Source organism: Promicromonospora sp. NPDC052451, from assembly GCF_044547525.1.
GTDB lineage: Bacteria > Actinomycetota > Actinomycetes > Actinomycetales > Cellulomonadaceae > Promicromonospora.
This window is the reverse complement of record NZ_JBIUAP010000003.1, coordinates 289,792-308,154: the sequence shown is the minus strand read 5'-3', so window position 1 is coordinate 308,154 and position 18,363 is coordinate 289,792. Positions and strand designations below refer to the sequence as shown.

The 18,363-nt window shown below is 72.2% G+C and carries 17 protein-coding genes; 9 read left to right on the top strand and 8 right to left on the bottom strand.

The genetic code is table 11. The annotated features are described in order from the left end of the window. The first annotated feature begins 134 nt into the window (after positions 1 to 134). Positions 135 to 1,469 carry a hypothetical protein gene (locus ACIG47_RS07100; protein ID WP_397430214.1) on the top strand — a complete coding sequence of 445 codons (1,335 nt, stop codon included), beginning with the start codon at positions 135 to 137 and terminating at the stop codon, positions 1,467 to 1,469. A gap of 64 nt (positions 1,470 to 1,533) precedes the next feature. Here ACIG47_RS07100 and ACIG47_RS07095 read toward each other — a convergent pair whose 3' ends face one another. The 3 genes from ACIG47_RS07095 to ACIG47_RS07085 all read right to left on the bottom strand — a co-directional run bounded on the left by ACIG47_RS07095 (position 1,534) and on the right by ACIG47_RS07085 (position 4,684). Continuing rightward, complete coding sequence (locus tag ACIG47_RS07095) at positions 1,534 to 2,358, bottom strand: carbohydrate ABC transporter permease (RefSeq protein WP_397411684.1); 825 nt, start codon at positions 2,356 to 2,358, stop codon at positions 1,534 to 1,536. Continuing rightward, positions 2,355 to 3,263 (bottom strand): carbohydrate ABC transporter permease, encoded by a 909-nt coding sequence (locus ACIG47_RS07090; protein ID WP_397430355.1) that lies wholly within the window; start codon positions 3,261 to 3,263, stop codon positions 2,355 to 2,357. The genes ACIG47_RS07095 and ACIG47_RS07090 overlap by 4 nt, the downstream gene beginning before the upstream one ends. A gap of 65 nt (positions 3,264 to 3,328) precedes the next feature. Next, the gene (locus tag ACIG47_RS07085; RefSeq protein WP_397430213.1) at positions 3,329 to 4,684 is read right to left on the bottom strand and encodes an ABC transporter substrate-binding protein; all 1,356 of its coding nucleotides are present in this window, start codon (positions 4,682 to 4,684) and stop codon (positions 3,329 to 3,331) included. Between the two features lie 202 nt (positions 4,685 to 4,886). Between ACIG47_RS07085 and ACIG47_RS07080 the strand changes: the two genes are divergently transcribed. Next, positions 4,887 to 5,963, top strand: coding sequence for a LacI family DNA-binding transcriptional regulator (locus ACIG47_RS07080; RefSeq protein ID WP_397430211.1), 1,077 nt, complete (start codon positions 4,887 to 4,889; stop codon positions 5,961 to 5,963). Positions 5,964 to 5,980: 17 nt separating this feature from the next. On the opposite strand, the gene ACIG47_RS07075 is transcribed toward ACIG47_RS07080, so the two are convergent. Further along, the gene (locus tag ACIG47_RS07075) at positions 5,981 to 6,373 is read right to left on the bottom strand and encodes a winged helix-turn-helix transcriptional regulator (RefSeq protein WP_397430210.1); all 393 of its coding nucleotides are present in this window, start codon (positions 6,371 to 6,373) and stop codon (positions 5,981 to 5,983) included. A 93-nt stretch (positions 6,374 to 6,466) separates the two neighbouring features. On the opposite strand from ACIG47_RS07075, the gene ACIG47_RS07070 reads away from it, so the two are divergent. Beyond that, entirely contained in the window at positions 6,467 to 7,297 is an 831-nt protein-coding gene (locus tag ACIG47_RS07070) for an alpha/beta fold hydrolase (RefSeq protein WP_397430209.1), read from the top strand. Positions 7,298 to 7,424: 127 nt separating this feature from the next. Here ACIG47_RS07070 and ACIG47_RS07065 read toward each other — a convergent pair whose 3' ends face one another. Beyond that, positions 7,425 to 7,796 carry an SgcJ/EcaC family oxidoreductase gene (locus tag ACIG47_RS07065; protein WP_397430208.1) on the bottom strand — a complete coding sequence of 124 codons (372 nt, stop codon included), beginning with the start codon at positions 7,794 to 7,796 and terminating at the stop codon, positions 7,425 to 7,427. Between the two features lie 85 nt (positions 7,797 to 7,881). Further along, complete coding sequence (locus ACIG47_RS07060; protein ID WP_397430207.1) at positions 7,882 to 8,589, bottom strand: SDR family NAD(P)-dependent oxidoreductase; 708 nt, start codon at positions 8,587 to 8,589, stop codon at positions 7,882 to 7,884. Positions 8,590 to 8,678: 89 nt separating this feature from the next. Between ACIG47_RS07060 and ACIG47_RS07055 the strand changes: the two genes are divergently transcribed. The 5 genes from ACIG47_RS07055 to ACIG47_RS07035 all read left to right on the top strand — a co-directional run bounded on the left by ACIG47_RS07055 (position 8,679) and on the right by ACIG47_RS07035 (position 16,158). Continuing rightward, entirely contained in the window at positions 8,679 to 9,293 is a 615-nt protein-coding gene (locus tag ACIG47_RS07055; protein WP_397411698.1) for a TetR/AcrR family transcriptional regulator, read from the top strand. A gap of 138 nt (positions 9,294 to 9,431) precedes the next feature. After that, positions 9,432 to 10,448, top strand: a complete 1,017-nt coding sequence (locus ACIG47_RS07050; RefSeq protein WP_397411700.1) for an SGNH/GDSL hydrolase family protein — start codon at positions 9,432 to 9,434, stop codon at positions 10,446 to 10,448. Positions 10,449 to 10,637: 189 nt separating this feature from the next. Then, positions 10,638 to 14,453: a S8 family serine peptidase gene (locus ACIG47_RS07045; protein ID WP_397430206.1), complete on the top strand. Its 3,816-nt coding sequence runs from the start codon at positions 10,638 to 10,640 to the stop codon at positions 14,451 to 14,453. A gap of 122 nt (positions 14,454 to 14,575) precedes the next feature. After that, complete coding sequence (locus ACIG47_RS07040) at positions 14,576 to 15,067, top strand: MerR family transcriptional regulator (RefSeq protein WP_397411704.1); 492 nt, start codon at positions 14,576 to 14,578, stop codon at positions 15,065 to 15,067. Continuing rightward, complete coding sequence (locus ACIG47_RS07035; protein ID WP_397430205.1) at positions 15,064 to 16,158, top strand: SDR family oxidoreductase; 1,095 nt, start codon at positions 15,064 to 15,066, stop codon at positions 16,156 to 16,158. The genes ACIG47_RS07040 and ACIG47_RS07035 overlap by 4 nt, the downstream gene beginning before the upstream one ends. A gap of 97 nt (positions 16,159 to 16,255) precedes the next feature. On the opposite strand, the gene ACIG47_RS07030 is transcribed toward ACIG47_RS07035, so the two are convergent. Beyond that, entirely contained in the window at positions 16,256 to 17,002 is a 747-nt protein-coding gene (locus tag ACIG47_RS07030; RefSeq protein WP_397430204.1) for an SDR family oxidoreductase, read from the bottom strand. A gap of 143 nt (positions 17,003 to 17,145) precedes the next feature. On the opposite strand from ACIG47_RS07030, the gene ACIG47_RS07025 reads away from it, so the two are divergent. Beyond that, positions 17,146 to 17,601: a hypothetical protein gene (locus ACIG47_RS07025; RefSeq protein WP_397430203.1), complete on the top strand. Its 456-nt coding sequence runs from the start codon at positions 17,146 to 17,148 to the stop codon at positions 17,599 to 17,601. A gap of 99 nt (positions 17,602 to 17,700) precedes the next feature. Here the strand turns inward: ACIG47_RS07025 and ACIG47_RS07020 are convergent, their stop codons facing one another. After that, on the bottom strand, positions 17,701 to 18,351 hold the full coding sequence (locus ACIG47_RS07020) for an NAD(P)-dependent oxidoreductase (protein WP_397430202.1): 651 nt from the start codon (positions 18,349 to 18,351) through the stop codon (positions 17,701 to 17,703). Positions 18,352 to 18,363 lie beyond the last annotated feature (12 nt).

Here is an 18,363-nt window from a genome sequence, read left to right as displayed (position 1 = left end):
GTGGCCCGGGAGCCGGCCTCAGGGAGCCTTCCCCTTCCCGGTCGAGACCGCGGACGCTAGCCTTGCTCAATCGGTCTAGCACAGTTGCCCGACCGTCAGTGTGCACCGTTCCCGCGCCGTCGAAGGAGACCCGCATGCGCGCATCACATCGTCGTGCCCACCCTCGAACCCGGCCCCTGGCAGCAGTGCTGGCCGCCGTCCTCGTGCTGGGCGGGGCCACCGCGGCACGAGCCGCCGAACCCCCGACGGCGGACCGGAGCGCCCGGCACGAGGTCCTGGGCGTCACACCCGTGACGGAGGTGGGTTCGTTCGGCCAGCAGGTGACCAAGGTCGTCATCGAGTACCCGACGAGGGTCGACGGCAGGAGGCTCTCCCCGTCGGCGTTCCGTGTGGAGGACTCCGGGTACAACTTCCGCTTCGACCCGGCGTCCGAGCTCGGGAACCTCGTGGACCGGCGGATCGCCGACGTCTACACGACGGACGACCCCGCGCGGCTGCTCGACACCGACCGGCCCCGCCGGCCCGGGCGCTACGTGGTGCTCGAGCTGGCCGACGACCCGAACGGCGGCTGGACCGTCATCACCTCGCTGTGCCCCACGTTCCTGTGCTCGGTGCGCGTCAACCCCGACCAGCTCACCCAGGTCACCCAGCTGGCGGACGTCATGGGCCCGCGCGGCACCGTGGTCTCGGCCGCCGCGCCGCAGACCGCGCACCGGATCACCGAGGAGCCGATCGACCGCGAGGTCGACCAGTTCCGCAGCGGGTCGCTGGAGACCGAGACCGGTGAGCTCCTCTACGACTACCGCCTGCCCGACCGCTACGACCCGCGCAAGCGGTACCCGCTCGTCGTCGCGCTGCCCGGCCACGGCATGGGCTACGACGGGCAGAACCGCGGCGTCCAGCTCGCCTCGGACATGCTCGCCCTGGCGTGGAACCAGCGCGAGTGGACCAGGACGCACGAGGACGTGATCGTCGTCGCCCCGCAGAACCGGCGCGTCGGCAAGACCGTCGAGGGCGCGCAGGTCGTCGAGCTGGTCGAGGACCTCACGTCCCGCCTCGCGGTGGACCGACGGCGCGTGTACGCGACCTCGGTCTCGTACGGCTCACAGCTCATGTGGGAGGCGTTCTCGACGCGACCGGACCTGTTCGCCGGCGGACTGCTCACCGGAGGCTTCCCCGCGGACGCCGACGAGCTCGCGCCGATCGCGGCGGCCGAGGTACCGATGTGGATCACCCACGGCACCGGTGACCACCTGCTGCCGGTCGCGAACGCGCGGGCGTCGTACGACCGTCTCGTCGCGGCGTACGAGGCCCGCGGGCTGAGCCAGAAGCGCATCGCCCACCTCGCCCGGTGGACCGAGTACGGCGACGACGCGTTCTCGCTGCCGGACCGGCACCTCGCCGCCGCTCCGACGCTGGAGGACCCGGAGACGCTCCAGTGGTTGCTCGCCCAGCGCAAGCGGTCGTGACGCCGGGCGTCGGCTGGGAAGGCAGTGGCCGGCGCCCCTCGACGGGCGCCGGCCGGCCGTCGGGTCAGCCCTTGACCGCGCCCTGCATGAGCGCGGCCACGAAGTGCCGCTGGAACACCAGGAAGACCGCCAGCGTCGGCGTCAGGATCAGCAGGGACCCCGCGCACAGCAGCGGGATGTCGGTCCCCCACTGGCCCTGGAAGGCGCCGAGCGCGCCGGCCATCGTGCGCTTGGTCGGGTCGTCGACGAGCACGATGGCCAGGAGGAACTGGTTCCACGTCCACAGGAACAGCAGGATCGCCAGCGAGGACAGCGCGGGCATCGACAGGGGCACGTGGATCCGCGTGAAGAGCTGCCATGTCGAGGCGCCGTCGAGGCGCGCGGCCTCGGACAGGTCCTCGGGCATGTTGACGAAGTGCGCCCGCATCCACATCACCGCGAACGGCATGTAGAGGCCGATGAGCGGCAGGATGATCGCCCAGCGCGTGTTCAGCAGGCCCAGGTCGCGGATCTGGTAGTAGAGCGGTACCACGACGCCCTCGAACGGGAGCGTGAGCCCCAGGAGGAAGGCGATGAAGATCGCCCGGTGTCCCGGTGGTCGCAGGTGCCCGAGCGAGAACCCGGCCAGGGTGCCGATCAGGAGCGCGACGGGCACGACGCCCAGCTCGATGAGCACGCTGGAGACCAGCATGTCCGCCATGTCGGCCGACTGGAACGCCGTGACGAAGTTCCCCCAGTAGGGGGTCTCCGGCAGCGCGAGCCCTCCCGGGTACGTGCCCGGTTCGTGCAGCGCGGTGATGAACAGGCTCACGAAGGGCACGATCGTGAACGCCATGAGCAGGACCAGCAGGATGCGGCCGGTCAGCTTCTCGCGTGCCGAGGTGATCATGACTCCCTCCCGCGGGTGACCCGCTGGAGCGGCAGCACGACCGCGAGGACGAGGACCATCAGGACGACCGCGAGCGCCGAGGCCTGGCCGACCTCGCGCTCGAAGAAGGCCAGGTAGTAGATCTCCAGGCCGGGTACGAGGGTGCTGTTGCCCGGCCCGCCCTGGGTGGAGATGTAGATGATGTCGAAGCTCGCCAGGGCACTGATCACGGTCACGGTCAGGCACACCGCGAGCTCCTGGCGCACGCTGGGCAGGGTGATGGCGAAGAACTCGCGCACCGCTCCGGCGCCGTCGAGCCGTGCGGCCTCGTACAGTGCCGGGTCGATCTTGGTCATCCCCGCCAGCAGCAGGACCATGCACAGCCCGAGCGAGACCCATGCCCCGATGAGGCCGACGGCGGGCAGCGCGGTGTCGAAGTCACCGAGCCAGGCGCGGGCGACCGACCCGAGCCCGACCAGGCGCAGGAGCTGGTTCACGAGGCCGTCGGTGGACAGGAGCCAGGTCCACATGATGCCCGCCGCCACGAGCGGGATGACCTGGGGCAGGAAGAGGATCACGCGTGCCACCACCGCGACCCGGCTGGTCGCGAACTTGCGGATGGTCGCGGCGGCGAGCAGTCCCAGGCAGACGGGAACGAGGCTGAAGTACACGATGAGCTCGAACGCGTGCAGGATCGGCCCGAACAGCTCGGGGTCGGTCAGGATGCGGGTGTAGTTCTGCAGGCCCACCCAGGTCGACGGCGAGATGCCGTTCCAGTCGTAGAACGAGTACTGCATCGTGGTGAGGATCGGGCGGATCACGAACATGCCGTAGGCCACCGCGGCGGGCACGAGGAGCAGCAGGGCCGTGCCGGCCTGGCGCAGGCGCCGCGTCCGGCCGGCGCGACGCCTGCTGACCGGCGGCATGACGGGTCCGGCCGCGCGGCGGTCCGGCGCGAGGCCGGCGTGCGCTGAGTGCGTCATGGTGTGGCCTAGCCGCCGATCTGGCTCTCGTAGTCCGACTGGACGGAGCCGAGCAGTCCGGCCGGGTCCTGCTCGCCGGCGACCAGCTTCTGGAGGTTCGGCGTCCAGCTCTTGGCGTAGATGGAGCCGGTCGCGTTGGCGATGAAGTCCATCGCGCCGTTGTTCTCGCCCACGGCGGCACCCGCCTGGAGCGTCTGCGCGGTGACGGTGTCGGGGTCGACCTCGGGCATGAAGGCGTCGGTGGGGCCCATCGGGTGCGAGCCGCCGACCTCGACGGCGATCGTGCGCGCCTCGTCGTTCGTGGCGATCCAGTCCAGGAAGAACGCCGCGCAGTCCGGGTGCTCCGCCCGGGCCGAGATGCCGTAGGTCAGCGGGGCGGACATGGCGCCGATCCCGCCGTCCTCCTCGACGGGCGGCATGAGGAAGAAGCCGACCTGGCCGGGCATCTGCTCGTCGAGGTTTCCGGACTCCCAGTCGCCGTTGAACATGAAGACGCTGCGGCCGTCGATGAACCGGCTCATCATCGTGGCGTAGTCCATCGAGTTGATGTCCTCGGCGAAGTACCCGGCGTCGATCCAGCGCTGCAGGTGCTCGGCCGCCTCACGGCCGGCCGGGGTGTCGATCGTCGCGCCCGGCTGCTGGTAGATCCAGGCGTTGATCTCCGAGGGGTCGCCGTAGGAGGCCATGAGGCCCTGGAGCGGGAAGGCGAGGCCGCCGGTGGCACCGCCGTTGAACTGGGCGGCGGGAGTGAGGTCGGCGTCCTTGGCCGCCTGCATGAGCGCGTCGAGCTCGGTGAGCGTGGCCGGGGGCTCGTCCATGCCGATCTGCGCCGCGAGGTCCTTGTTGTAGAACACACCGGTCATCGAGAAGTTGAGCCCCATGGCGTACAGCGGGCCGTCACCGCGCCGTCCCTCGTCGTCGACCCGCATCTGCTCGAGCTGGGAGGACGGCCACTGGTCCCAGCCGAGCGCCTGCGCGTAGCCGTCGAGGTCGAGCAGCAGGCCGTCCGAGGCGAGCTCGGACACCTGGGGCAGCCGCATGAGGTCCGGCGGGTCGTCCGCCAGGACGCGGGGCGCGTTCTGGGTGAGCACCGCGAACTGGTCCTCGCGGATCTCGAAGGTGACGTTCGGGTGCTGTGCCGTGAACTCGTCCGCGAGCGCCTTGAACAGCGGGAAGCCCGTCTCGACGTACGAGTCGAGCGTGACGTCCTGCGAACCGCAGGTGGGCGCACCGGCGGCGGTCTGCCCGGACGGCGCGGACCCGCCGGGCTCGTCGGAGGTGCTGCCCCCGGGTGGCGTGCAGGCGGACAGCACCAGTGCGGTGGTCAGTCCCAGAACGGGTACGGCCGCCAGCCGTGTACGCATGTTTCCTCGTCGACGAGACACCGTCATCTCCCTCTGCTCGGGCTCCAGAGCTTCCTTGCCTGGATTGCTAAACCGACTTAGCATCGCCAAATATGGGCGCGGTCGCTCGAACCTGTCAAGTGTCGAGCGGGCGATCCCCGGACGGGCGCCGCACCGGCGGGGCCGCCGGTCTGGCTACTATTCAGGCGACGAGAGGAGGGCCGTGGGACACAAGCGGGTCACGCTCGCCGACGTCGCGCGGGCAGCGGGGGTGTCGTCGTCGACGGCCTCGCTGGTCATGACGGGTCGTGGTCGCCAGCTGCGGATCTCCGAGGCGGTGCACGCACGAGTGCGTTCCGCGGCCCAGGACCTGGGCTACCGGCCGAACGCCGTGTCGGTCGGGCTGCGCAAGGGCACCACCAGGACGCTCGGGTTCGTGTCCGACAGCGTGGCGTCCTCCCGCCTCGCCGGAGACATGATCAAGGGCGCGATCGAGGCCGGCCGGGAGCAGGGGTTCATGCTCTTCATCGGCGAGACCGGCGGCAAGCCGGCCGAGGAGGCCAAGCTCGTCGAGGCGATGCTCGACCGGCAGGTCGACGGGATCATCCTCGCCTCGATGTTCACCCGGTCCCGGCCCCTGCCCGAGGACGTCGACCGCATCCCCGCCGTCCTGCTCAATCTCGTCGCCCCGCCCGGGGCGACCGTCCCGAGCGTCGTGCCGGACGAGGAGCGGGCCGGGCGCGAGGCCGCCCAGCTGCTCCTCGACGCGGGCCACCGGGAGATCCACCTGATCGGCGCCGGCCCGGGAGCGGACGACTGGCCGGCGGTGTCCGTGGCCGCCCACCAGCGGCTCACCGGGATCCTGGGCGCCCTGGAGGCCGCCGGCGTCCGGCCCAGCTCCGGGTACGAGGATCCCGCGTGGCTCCCGCAGCAGGGCTGGGACGCGTTCCAGCGGATCGTCGCCGGAGGTGGCGGCCCGCCGCGCGCGCTCATCTGCTTCAACGACCGCCTCGCGTTCGGCGCGTACCAGGCCGCCCAGGAGGCCGGCCTGACCATCCCCGACGACGTCTCCGTCGTCTCGTTCGACGACGCCTCCGTCGCCGGGTGGCTCAGGCCCGGGCTCACCACCTTCGCGCTCCCCCACCGCGCTCTCGGGCGACGCGCCGTCGAGCTGCTGCTGGAGCTGGTGGCCCAGGGGAACGACGCGGCCCCCGCCACGGCGGCTCCCGTCGTCCACCGCCTGCCGATGCCCCTGCGGGCACGAGGGTCGGTCGCCGCTCCGCGGGCGGCGGGTGCCTGACCCCGGGCCGTCTCCTCTCAGGACGAGCGCGACGCCGCCGTCCGCGCCCGGTCGATCTCGGCGATGTGCTCCTCCGCCCACTCACGCAGCACCTCCAGCGGCCCCGACAACGAGCGGCCCAGCGGCGTGAGCGCGTAGAACACGCGCGGCGGCACGGCGTCCTCGACCCGGCGTGCGACCAGCCCGTCCGCGCCGAGCGACCGGAGCGTCTGCGACAGCATCTTGTGCGACACCCCGGGCATGAGGCGGTCGAGCTCGGCGAACCGCAACTCCCGCCCGCCGTCCTCGGCGAGCAGCTTGACGATCATCACGGTCCACTTGGAGCCCACGCGGTCCAGGAGCTGCCGGGTCGGGCAGGCCGGGTCGAACAGGTCCCCCCGACCGGTGCCCGCACCACTCGTCGTCACCACCGGGTAACCACCTTTCACCGAAGTGCGCTCTTCCGCGCGGGCACCACCCTACCTACGGTGACGTTGTCACCAATGGTTACCGGAGGACGAGAGATGACCGGCATCGATGTACGGACCGTGACCGCCCACGGCGTCGACCTGAACGTCGCGATCGCGGGCTCCGGCCCGGCGGTCCTGCTGCTGCACGGCTTTCCCCACACCTGGGCCGTGTGGTCACCCGTGATCCCCCGGCTCGCCGCCGCGCGCACGGTGATCGCGCCCGACCTGCGCGGGCTGGGCGACTCGCAGCGCACGGCCGGCGGGTACGACGCCGCGACCACGGTGGCGGACGCCGTCGCCGTCCTGGACGCCCTCGACGTCGCCACGGCGGACGTGGTGGGCATCGACCTCGGCGCCTCGACGGCGACGCTCCTGGCACTGACCGCGCCCGCACGCGTCCGCCGGCTGGTCGCGATGGAGGGACTGGTGGGCACCCTGCCGGGCGCCGAGGACTTCCTGCGCGACGGCGCCCCCTGGTGGTTCGGGTTCCACTCCGTGCCGGGCCTGGCCGAGCACGTCCTGGCGGGCAACGAGGCCCCCTACCTCGATTTCTTTCTCCGGGCGGGCACCCGCGGCCACGGGGTCGACGCCGCCTTCCGGGCCGAGGTGCACCGCACCTACGCCGGGACCGGCTCGCTGCGGTCCGCGTTCGAGTACTACCGGGCCCTGCCCGCGAGCGCCGCACAGATCGCCGACGCCGCTGCGGGTCGGCTCACCATGCCGGTCATGACGGTGGGCGCCGCCCCCGTCGGAGACGCGACGTTCCGTCAGCTCAGCCGTCTCGCCGACGACATCGTGGGCCACGTCGTCCCGGACTGCGGGCACATCATCCCCCAGGACCGGCCCCGCGAGCTCGCCGCGCTGCTGGAGGCCTTCCTGGCCTGAGCCGCTGCTGCCCGCACCCTGCGGCCGGCGGGCACGCGTCGCCGCCGCCCGCTCGCGTGTCACGGTGCGGGCTCCGACGCGGGGAACCGCTGCCGGCGCCCTACGTCATCCGGGCCGTCGCGCGTCCCTACAGCACGCGGGAGACGTGGTAGTGGCTGATCAGCCAGCGTCCGTCCCGCTCCACGGCGACGACGGTGAGGTGCACGCGCACCGGCCCGTCCGGGCGACGGAAGGTGACGTCCGCGTATCCGAGCGCGGCGCCCGGTGCGAGCTCGCGGGTGTGGAGCACGGTGTGATCGGCGGTGAGCCCGACCGGCTGCTTGCCGTAGTAGGCCATGACGGCGTCGCGGCCGAAGGCCGGCTCCGGGTCGAAACCCTGGAACAGGGCGTCCTCGGTGAACTGGGCGGCGATCTGCTCGAGATCGCGGCGGCGGATGCCGTCCGCCCAGCGGTCGAGCAGCGCCGAGATCGTGGCGGTGGCGGTTTCGGGGTGGGTCATGACAAGGGTCTCCTGGTTCGGTCGTTCGACGACGGGATGGCGGGCGGGACCTACGGGGCGGCCCGGCGGGCCGCCCCGTCACGGCTCAGTGGCCGGCGATCTGCCCGCCGTCGATGTGCAGGAACTCGCCCGTCACGAAGGGCGACTGCTCCAGGTAGACGACGCCGCGGGCGACGTCGTCGATCTCGCCGAGGCGGCCCATCGGGTGGAGGCCGGCGAGCGCCTCGTGCGTCTCCTCGGGGTGCATCGGGGTCTTGATGACGCCGGGCGAGACGGCGTTGAAACGGATGCCCTGCGCCGCGTACTCGATGGCCAGCGCGCGGGTCGCCGAGGCGATACCACCCTTGGTCACGGAGGCGAGGGCGGAGGGGAACACGGACAGCGCGCTCTCGACGAGGGTGGTGGTGATGCTGACGACGTGTCCGCCGCCGGACGCCTGCATGTGCGGGATGACGCGCTGGGTGAGGTGGAAGAAGCCGCCGACGTTGATGGCGACCATGGTGTCGAGGTCCTCGGCGGTGTACTCGGTGAACGGCTTGGCGATGAAGACGCCGGCGTTGTTCACGAGCGTGTCGACGCGCCCGAAGCGCTCGACGGCGGTCTTGACGATCATGTCCGCCGTCGCCGGGTCCGAGATGTCTCCCGCGACGACCGCGAGGTCGTCCGCCTCCTCCTGGTCGATGGTGCGCGAGCTGGCCACGACGGCGTACCCGAGCTGCCGGTACGCGACCACGAGGCCTGCACCGATGCCCTGGGAGGCCCCCGTGACGATGGCTACCTTGCGAGTGCTCATTGCCTGAGCTCCTTGTCGTTCGATCTAGTAGACGGTCGGTCAACTACCGACCGCTTCCCGTTATAGTTGACCGGTCGTATACTGTCAACATGCCGAGAAGCTCAGATGGTCGAGAACGCCTGATCCAAGCGGGCGTGGAACTGTTCTCCCAGCGCCCCTACGGCTCGATCGGCGTCGCGGAGCTCTGTGCGCACGCCGGCGTGAACAAGGGGTCCTTCTACTACTTCTTCCCGTCCAAGGAGGCACTGGCGCTGGCCGTCATCGACCGCCACTGGTCCTGGCAGCAGGGCGTCTGGGCGCAGATCCTGGACGGCCCTGGCACGATCCTCGAACGGCTGCGCGGGCTGTTCGACGCCACCGCCCAGATGCAGATCGACGCCCGCGCGGGCACGGGGTGGGTCACGGGCTGCCTCTTCGGCAACCTGGCACTGGAGGTCAGCTCCCAGAACGAGCCGGTACGGGTACGGCTCCAGGAGATCTTCGACGAGCAGATCGACATGATCCGCACCCGCCTCGCCGCGGCCGTCGAGTCGGGCGACCTGGAGCGCCCCGTCGAGGACGTGGACGGCGCCGCCAAGGCGATCGTCGCGCAGCTCGAAGGGCTCGTGCTCTTCGCCAAGGTGTTCAACGACCCCTCGCACCTGGACGCCCTCTGGCAGAACAGCCTGCTGCTGCTCGGGCTCACACCGGCGAACGCGGCCTGACGCCGGCGGGCCTGAGGCGTTCCTGACTGATCACACACTGTTCATTAACGATCCATTGCCCTTTTCTGGAAGTGCCGCCTATAAAGGTATAGACCGGGTCATCAGAGGTGGCCCGGCATACCTGCGGGGGTGCTGTCCATGAAGCGACACCTGTTACGCATCGTCGGAGCCATCGCGGCGACCGGCCTGGCCACCATCGGACTCACGGCGACACCGGCGCCGCCGTCGTACGCCGCCGGCGAGTCCTACGTCGCCCTCGGCGACTCCTACTCCTCCGGAACCGGCACCAGGACCTACATCGACGACGGCACCGAGTGCCTGCGCTCGACCTACGCCTACGCCAGCCTCACCGCGGCGGCCAAGGGCTACACGCTCAACTTCCGCGCCTGCTCGGGCGCGGTCGTGGCCGACGTGCAGAACACCCAGCTCAGCGCCCTGAGCTCCAGCACCCGCTTCGTGACCATCTCGGTGGGCGGCAACGACGCCGGTTTCGCCGACGTGCTCACCGAGTGCGCCCTCCCGGCGTGGGCCAGCGACTGTGCCGGCGCGGTGGCGGGTGCCCGCTCGTTCATCAACGGCACGCTCCCGGGCCGGCTGAGCGCCGTGTACGGCGCGATCCGCACGCGGGCACCGAACGCGAAGGTCGTCGTGGTGGGCTACCCGAAGATCTTCATGGGTGAGGACTGCAACCTCGCGACCTTCTTCAGCCCCGAGGACCAGACGGCGCTCAACAACGCCGTCGTGCTCATCAACTCGGTCACCTCCTCCGCGGCGTCCGCGCGGGGGTTCACGTTCGTCAACCCGGTCAGCCGGTTCACCGGCCACGCGGTGTGCGACTCGACCGAGTGGATCAACGGGTTCTCCAACCCCGTCCAGGAGTCCTACCACCCCAACCGGCTCGGCCACTCCACCGGCTACCTCCCGCTCGTCAGCGGCGTACTGACCGGGACGAGCAGCGTGGCGACCGACGCCGTCCTCACCGCGGCGCGGGCCGGCGCCGCGGACCAGGCGGAGCTCCAGCGGAGGTACGCCGAGCAGGACCGCTCGATCAGGCCGAAGCTCTTCCGGCCGCCGACCGAGGACCGGCTGCGCGAGCTGGCGAAGGAGAAGGGCGTCGACTACGACGCCTGGCGGGCGACCGGGTCCCACGCCTAGGACGCGAGCCCGTCCGGCCCACGGGCCGGACGGGCTCCGTCGCACCCGACAGCTCACCCCGTTCGGCCAGAGGGGTTGAAACGTTTTCGACACACGGGCGTCACGGCAGTGGTCAGGACGCATGCCAGCGTCTGCCCGACAGGTCCGGCCTTCCGCGCGGACCACACTGCGTGAACCCTGGAGATCGTCGTGAGAACGAGAAGATCAGTCGTCGCGGCCACGGTCGCCGCACTCGTCGTGGGCGTCCTGCCGACGGCGGCCGCCGAGAGCCCCACGCCACCGGACGCGGCCGCGAGCGCGGCGTCGCCGCCCGCGGTCCCCGACGCCGACGTCGTCCTCGTGACCGGCGACCGCGTCACCACCGGCACCGGCGCCGACGGCTCTCCGACCGTCGGGTTCGAGGCCGCACCCCGCCCCGACGGCCGCCCGGTCACCTACGAGGCCTTCGGCGACGCGGCCGGCCACTACTTCGTCGTCCCCTCGGACGTCGCGCCCCTGGTCCCGGACCGGCTCGACCTGAGGCTCTTCGACGTCGCCGCGCTCGACGCGGCGCAGGACGAGGGGACCGACCTGCCCGTGATCGTCGGGACCACCGGCGCCCGCGCCGCGCGGGCCGGCGTGCCGGCCTGGAAGACCCTCGGCGTCGACGTCGACCGGTCCCTGGAGTCCATCGACGCGGTCGCCGGCGACGTCCCGGCCGACGACGCCCGCGAGCTCGTCGACGCCGCCGAAGAGGGCGAGACCGTGACCAAGGTCTGGCTCGACGCCCCGCTCGAGACCTCGGACGCCGACTCGGCGCCCCAGATCGGCGCGACCGACGCGTGGGACGCCGGCGTCGACGGCACGGGGGTCACCGTCGCGGTCCTGGACTCCGGCATCGACACGAGCCACCCCGACCTCGACGGCGGCGTCGTGGCCCTCGAACGCGACTTCACCGGGTCGGGCAGCGCCGGCGACGCGCTCGGCCACGGCACGCACGTCGCCTCGATCATCGCGGGCAGCGGCGAGGCGTCGGACGGAGAGAACCGCGGTATGGCCCCCGGTGCCCGGCTGCTCAACGGCCGCGTGCTGAACGACGAGGGCGAGGGCGAGGAGTCCTGGGCCATCGACGCCATGGAGTGGGCGGCGGCCAACGGGGCCGACGTCATCAACATGAGCCTGGGCGTCCGTGGTGCTTACACCGACGGCACCGACCCGGCGGCGCTCGCCGTGGACGCGGTGTCCGAGCGCTACGACACGCTGGTGACCATCGCAGCGGGCAACGAGGGCAACTGGGGCACGCCGTTCACGGTCACGACGCCCGGCACGGCCGACAGCGCCCTGACGGTCGGCGCCGTGACGGACTCGGACGCCATCGCGTACTTCTCCTCGATGGGGCCCCGGGCCGGCGACCACGCGATCAAGCCGGACATCGCGGCGCCCGGCGACGGGATCGTCGCCGCCCGGGCCGCGGGTACCAGCCCCGAGGTGCCGGTGGGCGACCACTACGCGGCCATGTCGGGCACCTCGATGGCGACGCCGCACGTGGCCGGCGCGGCCGCGCTGCTCAAGCAGGCACGCCCGGGCCTGGACGGCGAGGCCCTCAAGTCCGTGCTCATGGGCTCCGCCCAGCCCGCGGGCAACTCGGTGTTCGCCGAGGGCGCCGGGCGCGCCTGGGTGCCCGGCGCGATCGCCGAGACCGTCTACGCCACACCGGCGTCGCTCTCGTTCGGCCTGTTCGGCTCGCCCCGGGCCGACCAGGAGCCGCGGACCGAGACGGTGACGTACACGAACGACTCGGACACGGCCGTCGAGGTGGACCTCGCCCTCTCGGTCAACGCGGCCGACGGCGAGCCGGTCCCCGCGGGTCTGACGTCGCTGTCCGCCGACTCCCTGGCGATCCCGGCCCACGGCACGGCGTCGGTCGACGTGACGATCGACCCGCGCGTCGACGAGCCCGACGTCTTCGCCGGGGTGCTGCGTGCGAGCGGGGCCGGCTTCCCCGCCGTCCGGACCGTGCTGGCCTTCCAGGTCGACCCCGACATGTACACGCTGCGCATCGAGGCGAGCCGCCTGGGCGGGCTGCCCGCGGGCAACCCCGACGCGGGCTGGGTCCACGGCATCGACGACCCGAACGTGAACCAGTGGTTCCAGTTCACCGACGGCGTGGCCGAGGTGCGCCTGCCTGCCGGCCGGTACGCGGTCCTGGGCCAGCTCTTCGACGCGGTGTCCCCCGAGGCGGCCTTCCTGGACGGCGTGGTCAACTTCGCCCGGGACGCCGACCTGACGGCGGGCGACGTGACCCTCGTGCTGGACGGCAGCACCGCCGTGCCGGTGCGGATGGACACGCCGCAGAAGGTCGCTCCCCGCGCCCTGTCCTCCGAGCTGGTCCGCGACCTGCCCGGCCGCGTCGGCCCGGTGGTCACCGACGTCTCGTTCAGCACCGGCGACTACACCGGCGGCATGGATCTCACCGCCTACGTGCTGCCGGGCGACGGCCCTCTGACGGGCGGGACCACGGTCGCGTCGCGCTACCTGCTCGACCAGCCGCTGCTCGACGTCTCCGCCACCGGCCGGGGCAAGCCGCTCGACGTGTCCCGCGAGCTCGGCTGGGCGGTCCGCTCGCCGCGGTACGAGGGCCGGATGGCGGCGCGGCTCGTGGACGGCGGGACGGGCACGCCCGAGGAGCTGGCCGAGGTACGGGCCCAGGGCGCGGTCGTGCTGGTCGAGGACACCGGGGACCTGTCGCTCAACCCGCAGTCGCGGGCCGCGAAGGACGCCGGCGCGGTCGCGCTGATCGTGTACGGGTCCACACCCGGCCCGTTCTACCACCAGGTGGACAACCGGACGATCAACACCATGGAGGACCAGGCCCTGCCGACGCTCACGCTCGAGCGCGACCTCGGGCTGGCCCTCGTGGACGCGGCACACCGCGGTGCGACCCTGCGGGGCACGGGCCGCGCGACGCCGTCCTACCAGTACGTGCTGGGCTACACCGAGGACGGCACGACGATCCCCCGCTCGCTCACCTACCGGCCCTCGGCCAGGGACCTCGCCGCCGTCGAGACCGAGCTACGGTCGTTCAAGCCGTTCGCGCCCGGGCTCCGCAACGCGGAGCGGGTCACGATCACCAGCGGCAGCACGATGAGCGGCTGGCAGCAGTCGTGGACCACCGGAGCCGTGAGCGACCGGACGGTCTACTACTCGACCGAGCCCGGCGTGCAGTTCCAGCGCGGCGCCACCGCCGCGCAGGGCCTGAACGCCTGGCCCGCGTGGGTGGACGGCACGGCGACGACCTACTCCCCCGGGCGGCAGCCCCAGGAGACCTACAACGCCCAGGTGCACCACGGCGGGTTCTGGGAGTCGCCGGCGGCGCCGCAGGACGCCGCCGTCCACCGCGACGGCAGCACGCTGGCGATCGACCTGCCCTACCGGGTCGACGGCGCGGGCCATGCCCAGGAGTGGGGTCCCGACGAGGCGTCGACGGGCCGGTTCCGCGTCTGGCGGGGCGACGAGCTGCTCACCGACGACACGTTCGGCACCTTCGCCACGCACGACGTCGGCTCGGCCCGCGAGCGGTTCCGCATCCGGCTGGACACGCAGCGCGAGACCCCCTGGTGGCCGCTGTCCACCGACGTGACGACCGAGTGGGGCTTCACCTCGGGAGCAACCAGGACCCCTGAGGTGCTGCCGCTGCTCCAGCTCGACTACGGGGTGCGGGGGCTGGACGAGTACAACACCGCGGACCGGCGCACCACGGCGCTCGACCTCAGGGTGTCGCACCAGGACGGCGCGACCGGCACCGCACGCGTGACGAGCCTGAAGCTGTGGTCCTCCGCCGACGGCGGCGCGCACTGGGCGCCTGTCCGCGTCACCCCGACGCGGACGGCCGGTGCCTACACCGCGAACGTCACCGTCCCGCGCGGGGCGTCGACGGTCTCGCTGCGCTCCGAGGCCCGGGACGCTGCGGGCGCGACGTTCTCCGAGACGGTGATCGACGCGTTCGCGGTCGACGCCCGCCGCTGAGCCGTCCGGCGCCGGTACGCGACGAAGGCCCTCGCCAGGTGGCGGGGGCCTTCGTCGTTCGGTTTCGTGGGTCTCCGGGTCCCGCTTGACTTCAAGCGCTTGAGGTATCGGAGGCTGTCGGCATGGCAGGAGCGACCAGAGAGCACACCGCGGACCTCACCATCCAGCAGATGGCCCGGAGGTCCGGTTTCAGCGAGCCGACGCTGCGCTACTACGAGCAGATCGGTCTGCTGGGCGAGATCCCCCGGGACGGGTCCAGCGGCCACCGCCGCTACGGTCCCGAGGCCGTGGACCGCATCGAGGCGCTGGCCTGCCTGCGCTCGTCGGGCATGACCGTCGACGGCCTGCGCCGCTACCTGGACCTGCTCGCCCAGGGCGCCTCCGCCGCTGCCGAGCAACGCGACCTGTTCACCACGCAGGCGGGCAAGCTCGCCGCCGAGATCGAACAGCTCCAGGTGCGCCTGAGGTACCTGCGCGGCAAGGCAGACATGTGGGACGCCCGCGTACGCGGCGACGCGGATGCCGAGGCGCAGGCGATCGACGCCGTCACGCGCGTCATGCACGACATCACCAGCGCTCACCTCGAATCCACGACGAAGGACCGATCACGTTGAGCACAGAAGACCTCATCACCCCGTCCCCCGCTGAGCTCGGCACTGAGCCCGGTACCGCGCTCGGTACCGTGCTCGTCACGGGCGGCACCGGGTTCCTCGGCAGTCACACGGTCGCGCGGCTGGTGCGCGAGGGGCACCGCACCCGCGTCACGGTCCGCGGACCCGAGCAGCAGGCCACCGTGCTGTCCGCGCTCCGCCAGGCCGACGTCGAACCGGCCGGCCGGCTGGAGTTCGCCGTCGCCGACCTGAGCGACGACCGCGGCTGGGCGCAGGCCATGGACGGCGTCAGCCACGTGCTGCACCACGCCTCGCCCTTCCCGTTCACGCCTCCGGAGACGGAGGAGGAGCTGATCCGCCCCGCACGTGACGGCGCGCTGCGGGTCATCGCCGCGGCCCGCCGGGCCGGGGTCCCGCGCGTCGTCATGACGTCCTCCTATGCCGCCGTGGGCTACACGCTCAAGCCGGACGACCACTACTCGGAGCTGGACTGGACCGACCCGCAGACCCCCGGGCTGCCCGCCTACCACCGGTCGAAGGTGCTGGCCGAACGTGCCGCCTGGGACGACGTCCAGGCCCACGGGGACATCGAGCTGACCGTGATCAACCCCACCGGCATCTTCGGTCCCCAGCTCGGTGACCGGCCGTCGGCCTCCGTGGGCCTGGTCAAGGCCATGCTGACCGGGCAGATGCCGCTGGTCCCGGTCATGTACTTCGGCGTCGTCGACGTCCGCGACGTCGTGGACGCCCACCTGCGCGCCATGGTGCACCCGAAGGCCGCCGGTGAGCGCTTCATCGCCGTCGGCGGACCTGCGATCAGCTTCTTCGACATGGCGCAGATCCTGCGCGAGCACTACCCCGCGGCCGCCGACCTGCTGCCCGCTACCGAGCTGACCGTCGAACAGGTCCGCGAGGCCGCCCGGACCGACCCGGCCCTGGCCGACGCCGCAGCACTCCAGGGGCGCATCCCGGTCATCAGCAACGACAAGGCCCGGTCCGTGCTGGGCTGGGAGCCCCGCGACGTCCGCGACACGATCGTCGCGACCGCCGAAGGGCAGATCCGGCTGGGCCTGACCCTGCCCGACGGCTCCTGACGCTCCTCGCCCTTCGCCGGGCGCGGGAGACCTGGCCGCCAGGGTCGAGCACGCCGCGGCGCCATGGCCGGCGCCGCGGCGTCTCGCGCCCACCGTGTCAGGCGGGCGTCGCCGGGGTCTGCTGCCCGAGCCACTCGGCGAACGTCTGCGTACCGCGTGGGCCCTGCCCCGTGGGCAGCAGGCCACCGCGGCTCATCCCGCCGGGAAGGTACACCGGCAGCACCGGACGCCGCCGGGCACGACCCGCAGCCATCAGCCGGCGCGCCATGTCGGCCAGCGACTCGACCTGCGGGCCGGCGAACTCGGGCGCCATGGCTCGCGCCGGCTCGACGACCAGGTCGGCAAGTGCCTGCGCCACCTCACGCACCGCGACGGGCTGCACCCTCGCCGTGGGCACCACCGCGACCGGCCCCGCGACGCTGCCGAGCATCTGGCCGGCGAACTCGTGGAACTGCGTGGCACGCAGGATGGTCCACGGCACCGACCCGTCGCGGACGATCTCCTCCTGGCGCAGCTTGCCGTCGTAGTACGGGTTGCGCACCCGGTCGACGCCCACGATCGACAGGGTCACCAGGTGTCCCACCCCGGCCCGCCGCGCCGCATCGAGGAGGTGCCGCCCCGCCCTGTCGAAGAAGCCGACGGCGACCGCCTTGCGCATCGTGATCACGTTGCTGACGTCGATGACGGCCTCGGCACCCTCCAGCGCCCGGTCCACCCCTGCCCCGGTCAGCAGGTCGACGCCCTGCCCGCGCGAGAGCACCACCGGGACGTGCCCCCGCGTCCGGAGCTCGTCCACCACCAGCCGTCCGGCCACGCCGGTACCACCGGCCACCGCGATCCTCATCGTCACTCCCGTCGCTCGATGCCGTGTACACCACATCGACCACGCGGGTACGCGGTTCGTGACAGGGGCCCGGCGTGACCGGAGTCACACAGCAAGGCGTCGGCGCCGTGTCACCGATCGGCGGCGCTCGTTGTCTGACGGGTATGACACCTGGACCTTCCACGACCTGGCTGCGGGCAGGGCTCCTCCTCCTGGCCGCGCTGCAGACCCTCGTCTCGGTCTGGCAGTACTTCTTCCCCCGCTCGTTCTACGACGGCTTCCCCACCGTGCGCCTCGATCCCCCGTACAACGAGCACCTGGTCACCGACATCGGCGGGCTCGGCCTGGCCCTGACCGCCGTCCTCTACGTCGCCGCCTGGACGCTCGACCGGAACGTGGTCCTGTCCGCCCTCACCGGCTACCTGATCTATGCCGCCACCCACTTCACCTTCCACGTCCGCCACTTCGACCACTTCTCGCTGCGCGACGCCGTCGGGGTGGGCACGGGGCTCGGCATCGAGGTGGCACTGGCGCTCGTCCTGCTCCTGGTCGCCTGGCGTGCCCGCCGGACAGCACCTGCCGGATCGAACGGGGACGCGGCAACCAGCCCCCGTACCTGAAGCCACGATCCGTCCGGCCCGCGGGTGCGGCTCCGGCACGGTCGCCCGGTCACCCCCGATCAGGGGTGTCCGGGCGACCGGCGACGACCGCCTCGGCCCTCAGTGGATGGCCGTGAACCGGGAGCGGTGGTGCTCCGGGGTGTCGATCTCGTCGAGGACCGCCAGCGCCAGGTCGGCCGCGGAGATGGTGGAGGTCCCGTCGTCGGCCCGGAGCAGCACGTCACCACCCAGCACGTAGGTGCCCTTGTCCGGGGTGCCGAGCCACGCGCCGAAGTCGGCGGGCGGGCTCACGTAGAACCAGTCCAGACCCGCCGGGCTGGAGCGGAGCAGCTCGAGCGCGTCGAGGCCGGTCTGGATCTCGGGCTTGGTCTCGGCCGGGAGCTGGTCCTCGGTGACGTCCCACAGCCGAGGCCCGCCCTCGGTGACGTGGAGCGACGACGCCCCGCCCACGTAGCCCAGCCGGGCGGGCGTGCCGGCGAGCCGCCCGATCAGGTCCTCCACCACGCCTTCGATCCGCCCGGCCATGTCGCCCCGCGGCGACAGCGCGACCACGACGACGTCGCGCCCTGCGGTGACGGCGTCCAGGACGTCGGCGTCGAGCACCGAGCCGGTGACGTACTCGACGTCCTGCACCGGGGCGTCGGGTGCCGTGCGGCTCACCGCCGTGACCTCGTGACCGCGCCGCTGCGCCTCCGCGACCAGGGCGGCGCCCGCGTAACCGGTACCACCCAGGACTGTGATGCGTGCCATTTCCTGCTCCCT

Excerpts from the sequence above, each read along its gene's own strand:
- ACIG47_RS07060 (WP_397430207.1), bottom strand. The coding sequence starts at position 8,589 with ATGAGCACTCGCAAGGTAGCCATCGTCACGGGGGCCTCCCAGGGCATC.
- ACIG47_RS07065 (WP_397430208.1), bottom strand. The coding sequence starts at position 7,796 with ATGACCCACCCCGAAACCGCCACCGCCACGATCTCGGCGCTGCTCGAC.
- ACIG47_RS07095 (WP_397411684.1), bottom strand. The coding sequence starts at position 2,358 with ATGATCACCTCGGCACGCGAGAAGCTGACCGGCCGCATCCTGCTGGTC.
- ACIG47_RS07020 (WP_397430202.1), bottom strand. The coding sequence starts at position 18,351 with ATGGCACGCATCACAGTCCTGGGTGGTACCGGTTACGCGGGCGCCGCC.
- ACIG47_RS07040 (WP_397411704.1), top strand. The coding sequence starts at position 14,576 with ATGGCAGGAGCGACCAGAGAGCACACCGCGGACCTCACCATCCAGCAG.
- ACIG47_RS07070 (WP_397430209.1), top strand. The coding sequence starts at position 6,467 with ATGACCGGCATCGATGTACGGACCGTGACCGCCCACGGCGTCGACCTG.
- ACIG47_RS07100 (WP_397430214.1), top strand. The coding sequence starts at position 135 with ATGCGCGCATCACATCGTCGTGCCCACCCTCGAACCCGGCCCCTGGCA.
- ACIG47_RS07085 (WP_397430213.1), bottom strand. The coding sequence starts at position 4,684 with ATGCGTACACGGCTGGCGGCCGTACCCGTTCTGGGACTGACCACCGCA.
- ACIG47_RS07090 (WP_397430355.1), bottom strand. The coding sequence starts at position 3,263 with ATGCCGCCGGTCAGCAGGCGTCGCGCCGGCCGGACGCGGCGCCTGCGC.
- ACIG47_RS07025 (WP_397430203.1), top strand. The coding sequence starts at position 17,146 with ATGACACCTGGACCTTCCACGACCTGGCTGCGGGCAGGGCTCCTCCTC.
- ACIG47_RS07055 (WP_397411698.1), top strand. The coding sequence starts at position 8,679 with ATGCCGAGAAGCTCAGATGGTCGAGAACGCCTGATCCAAGCGGGCGTG.
- ACIG47_RS07030 (WP_397430204.1), bottom strand. The coding sequence starts at position 17,002 with ATGAGGATCGCGGTGGCCGGTGGTACCGGCGTGGCCGGACGGCTGGTG.
- ACIG47_RS07050 (WP_397411700.1), top strand. The coding sequence starts at position 9,432 with ATGAAGCGACACCTGTTACGCATCGTCGGAGCCATCGCGGCGACCGGC.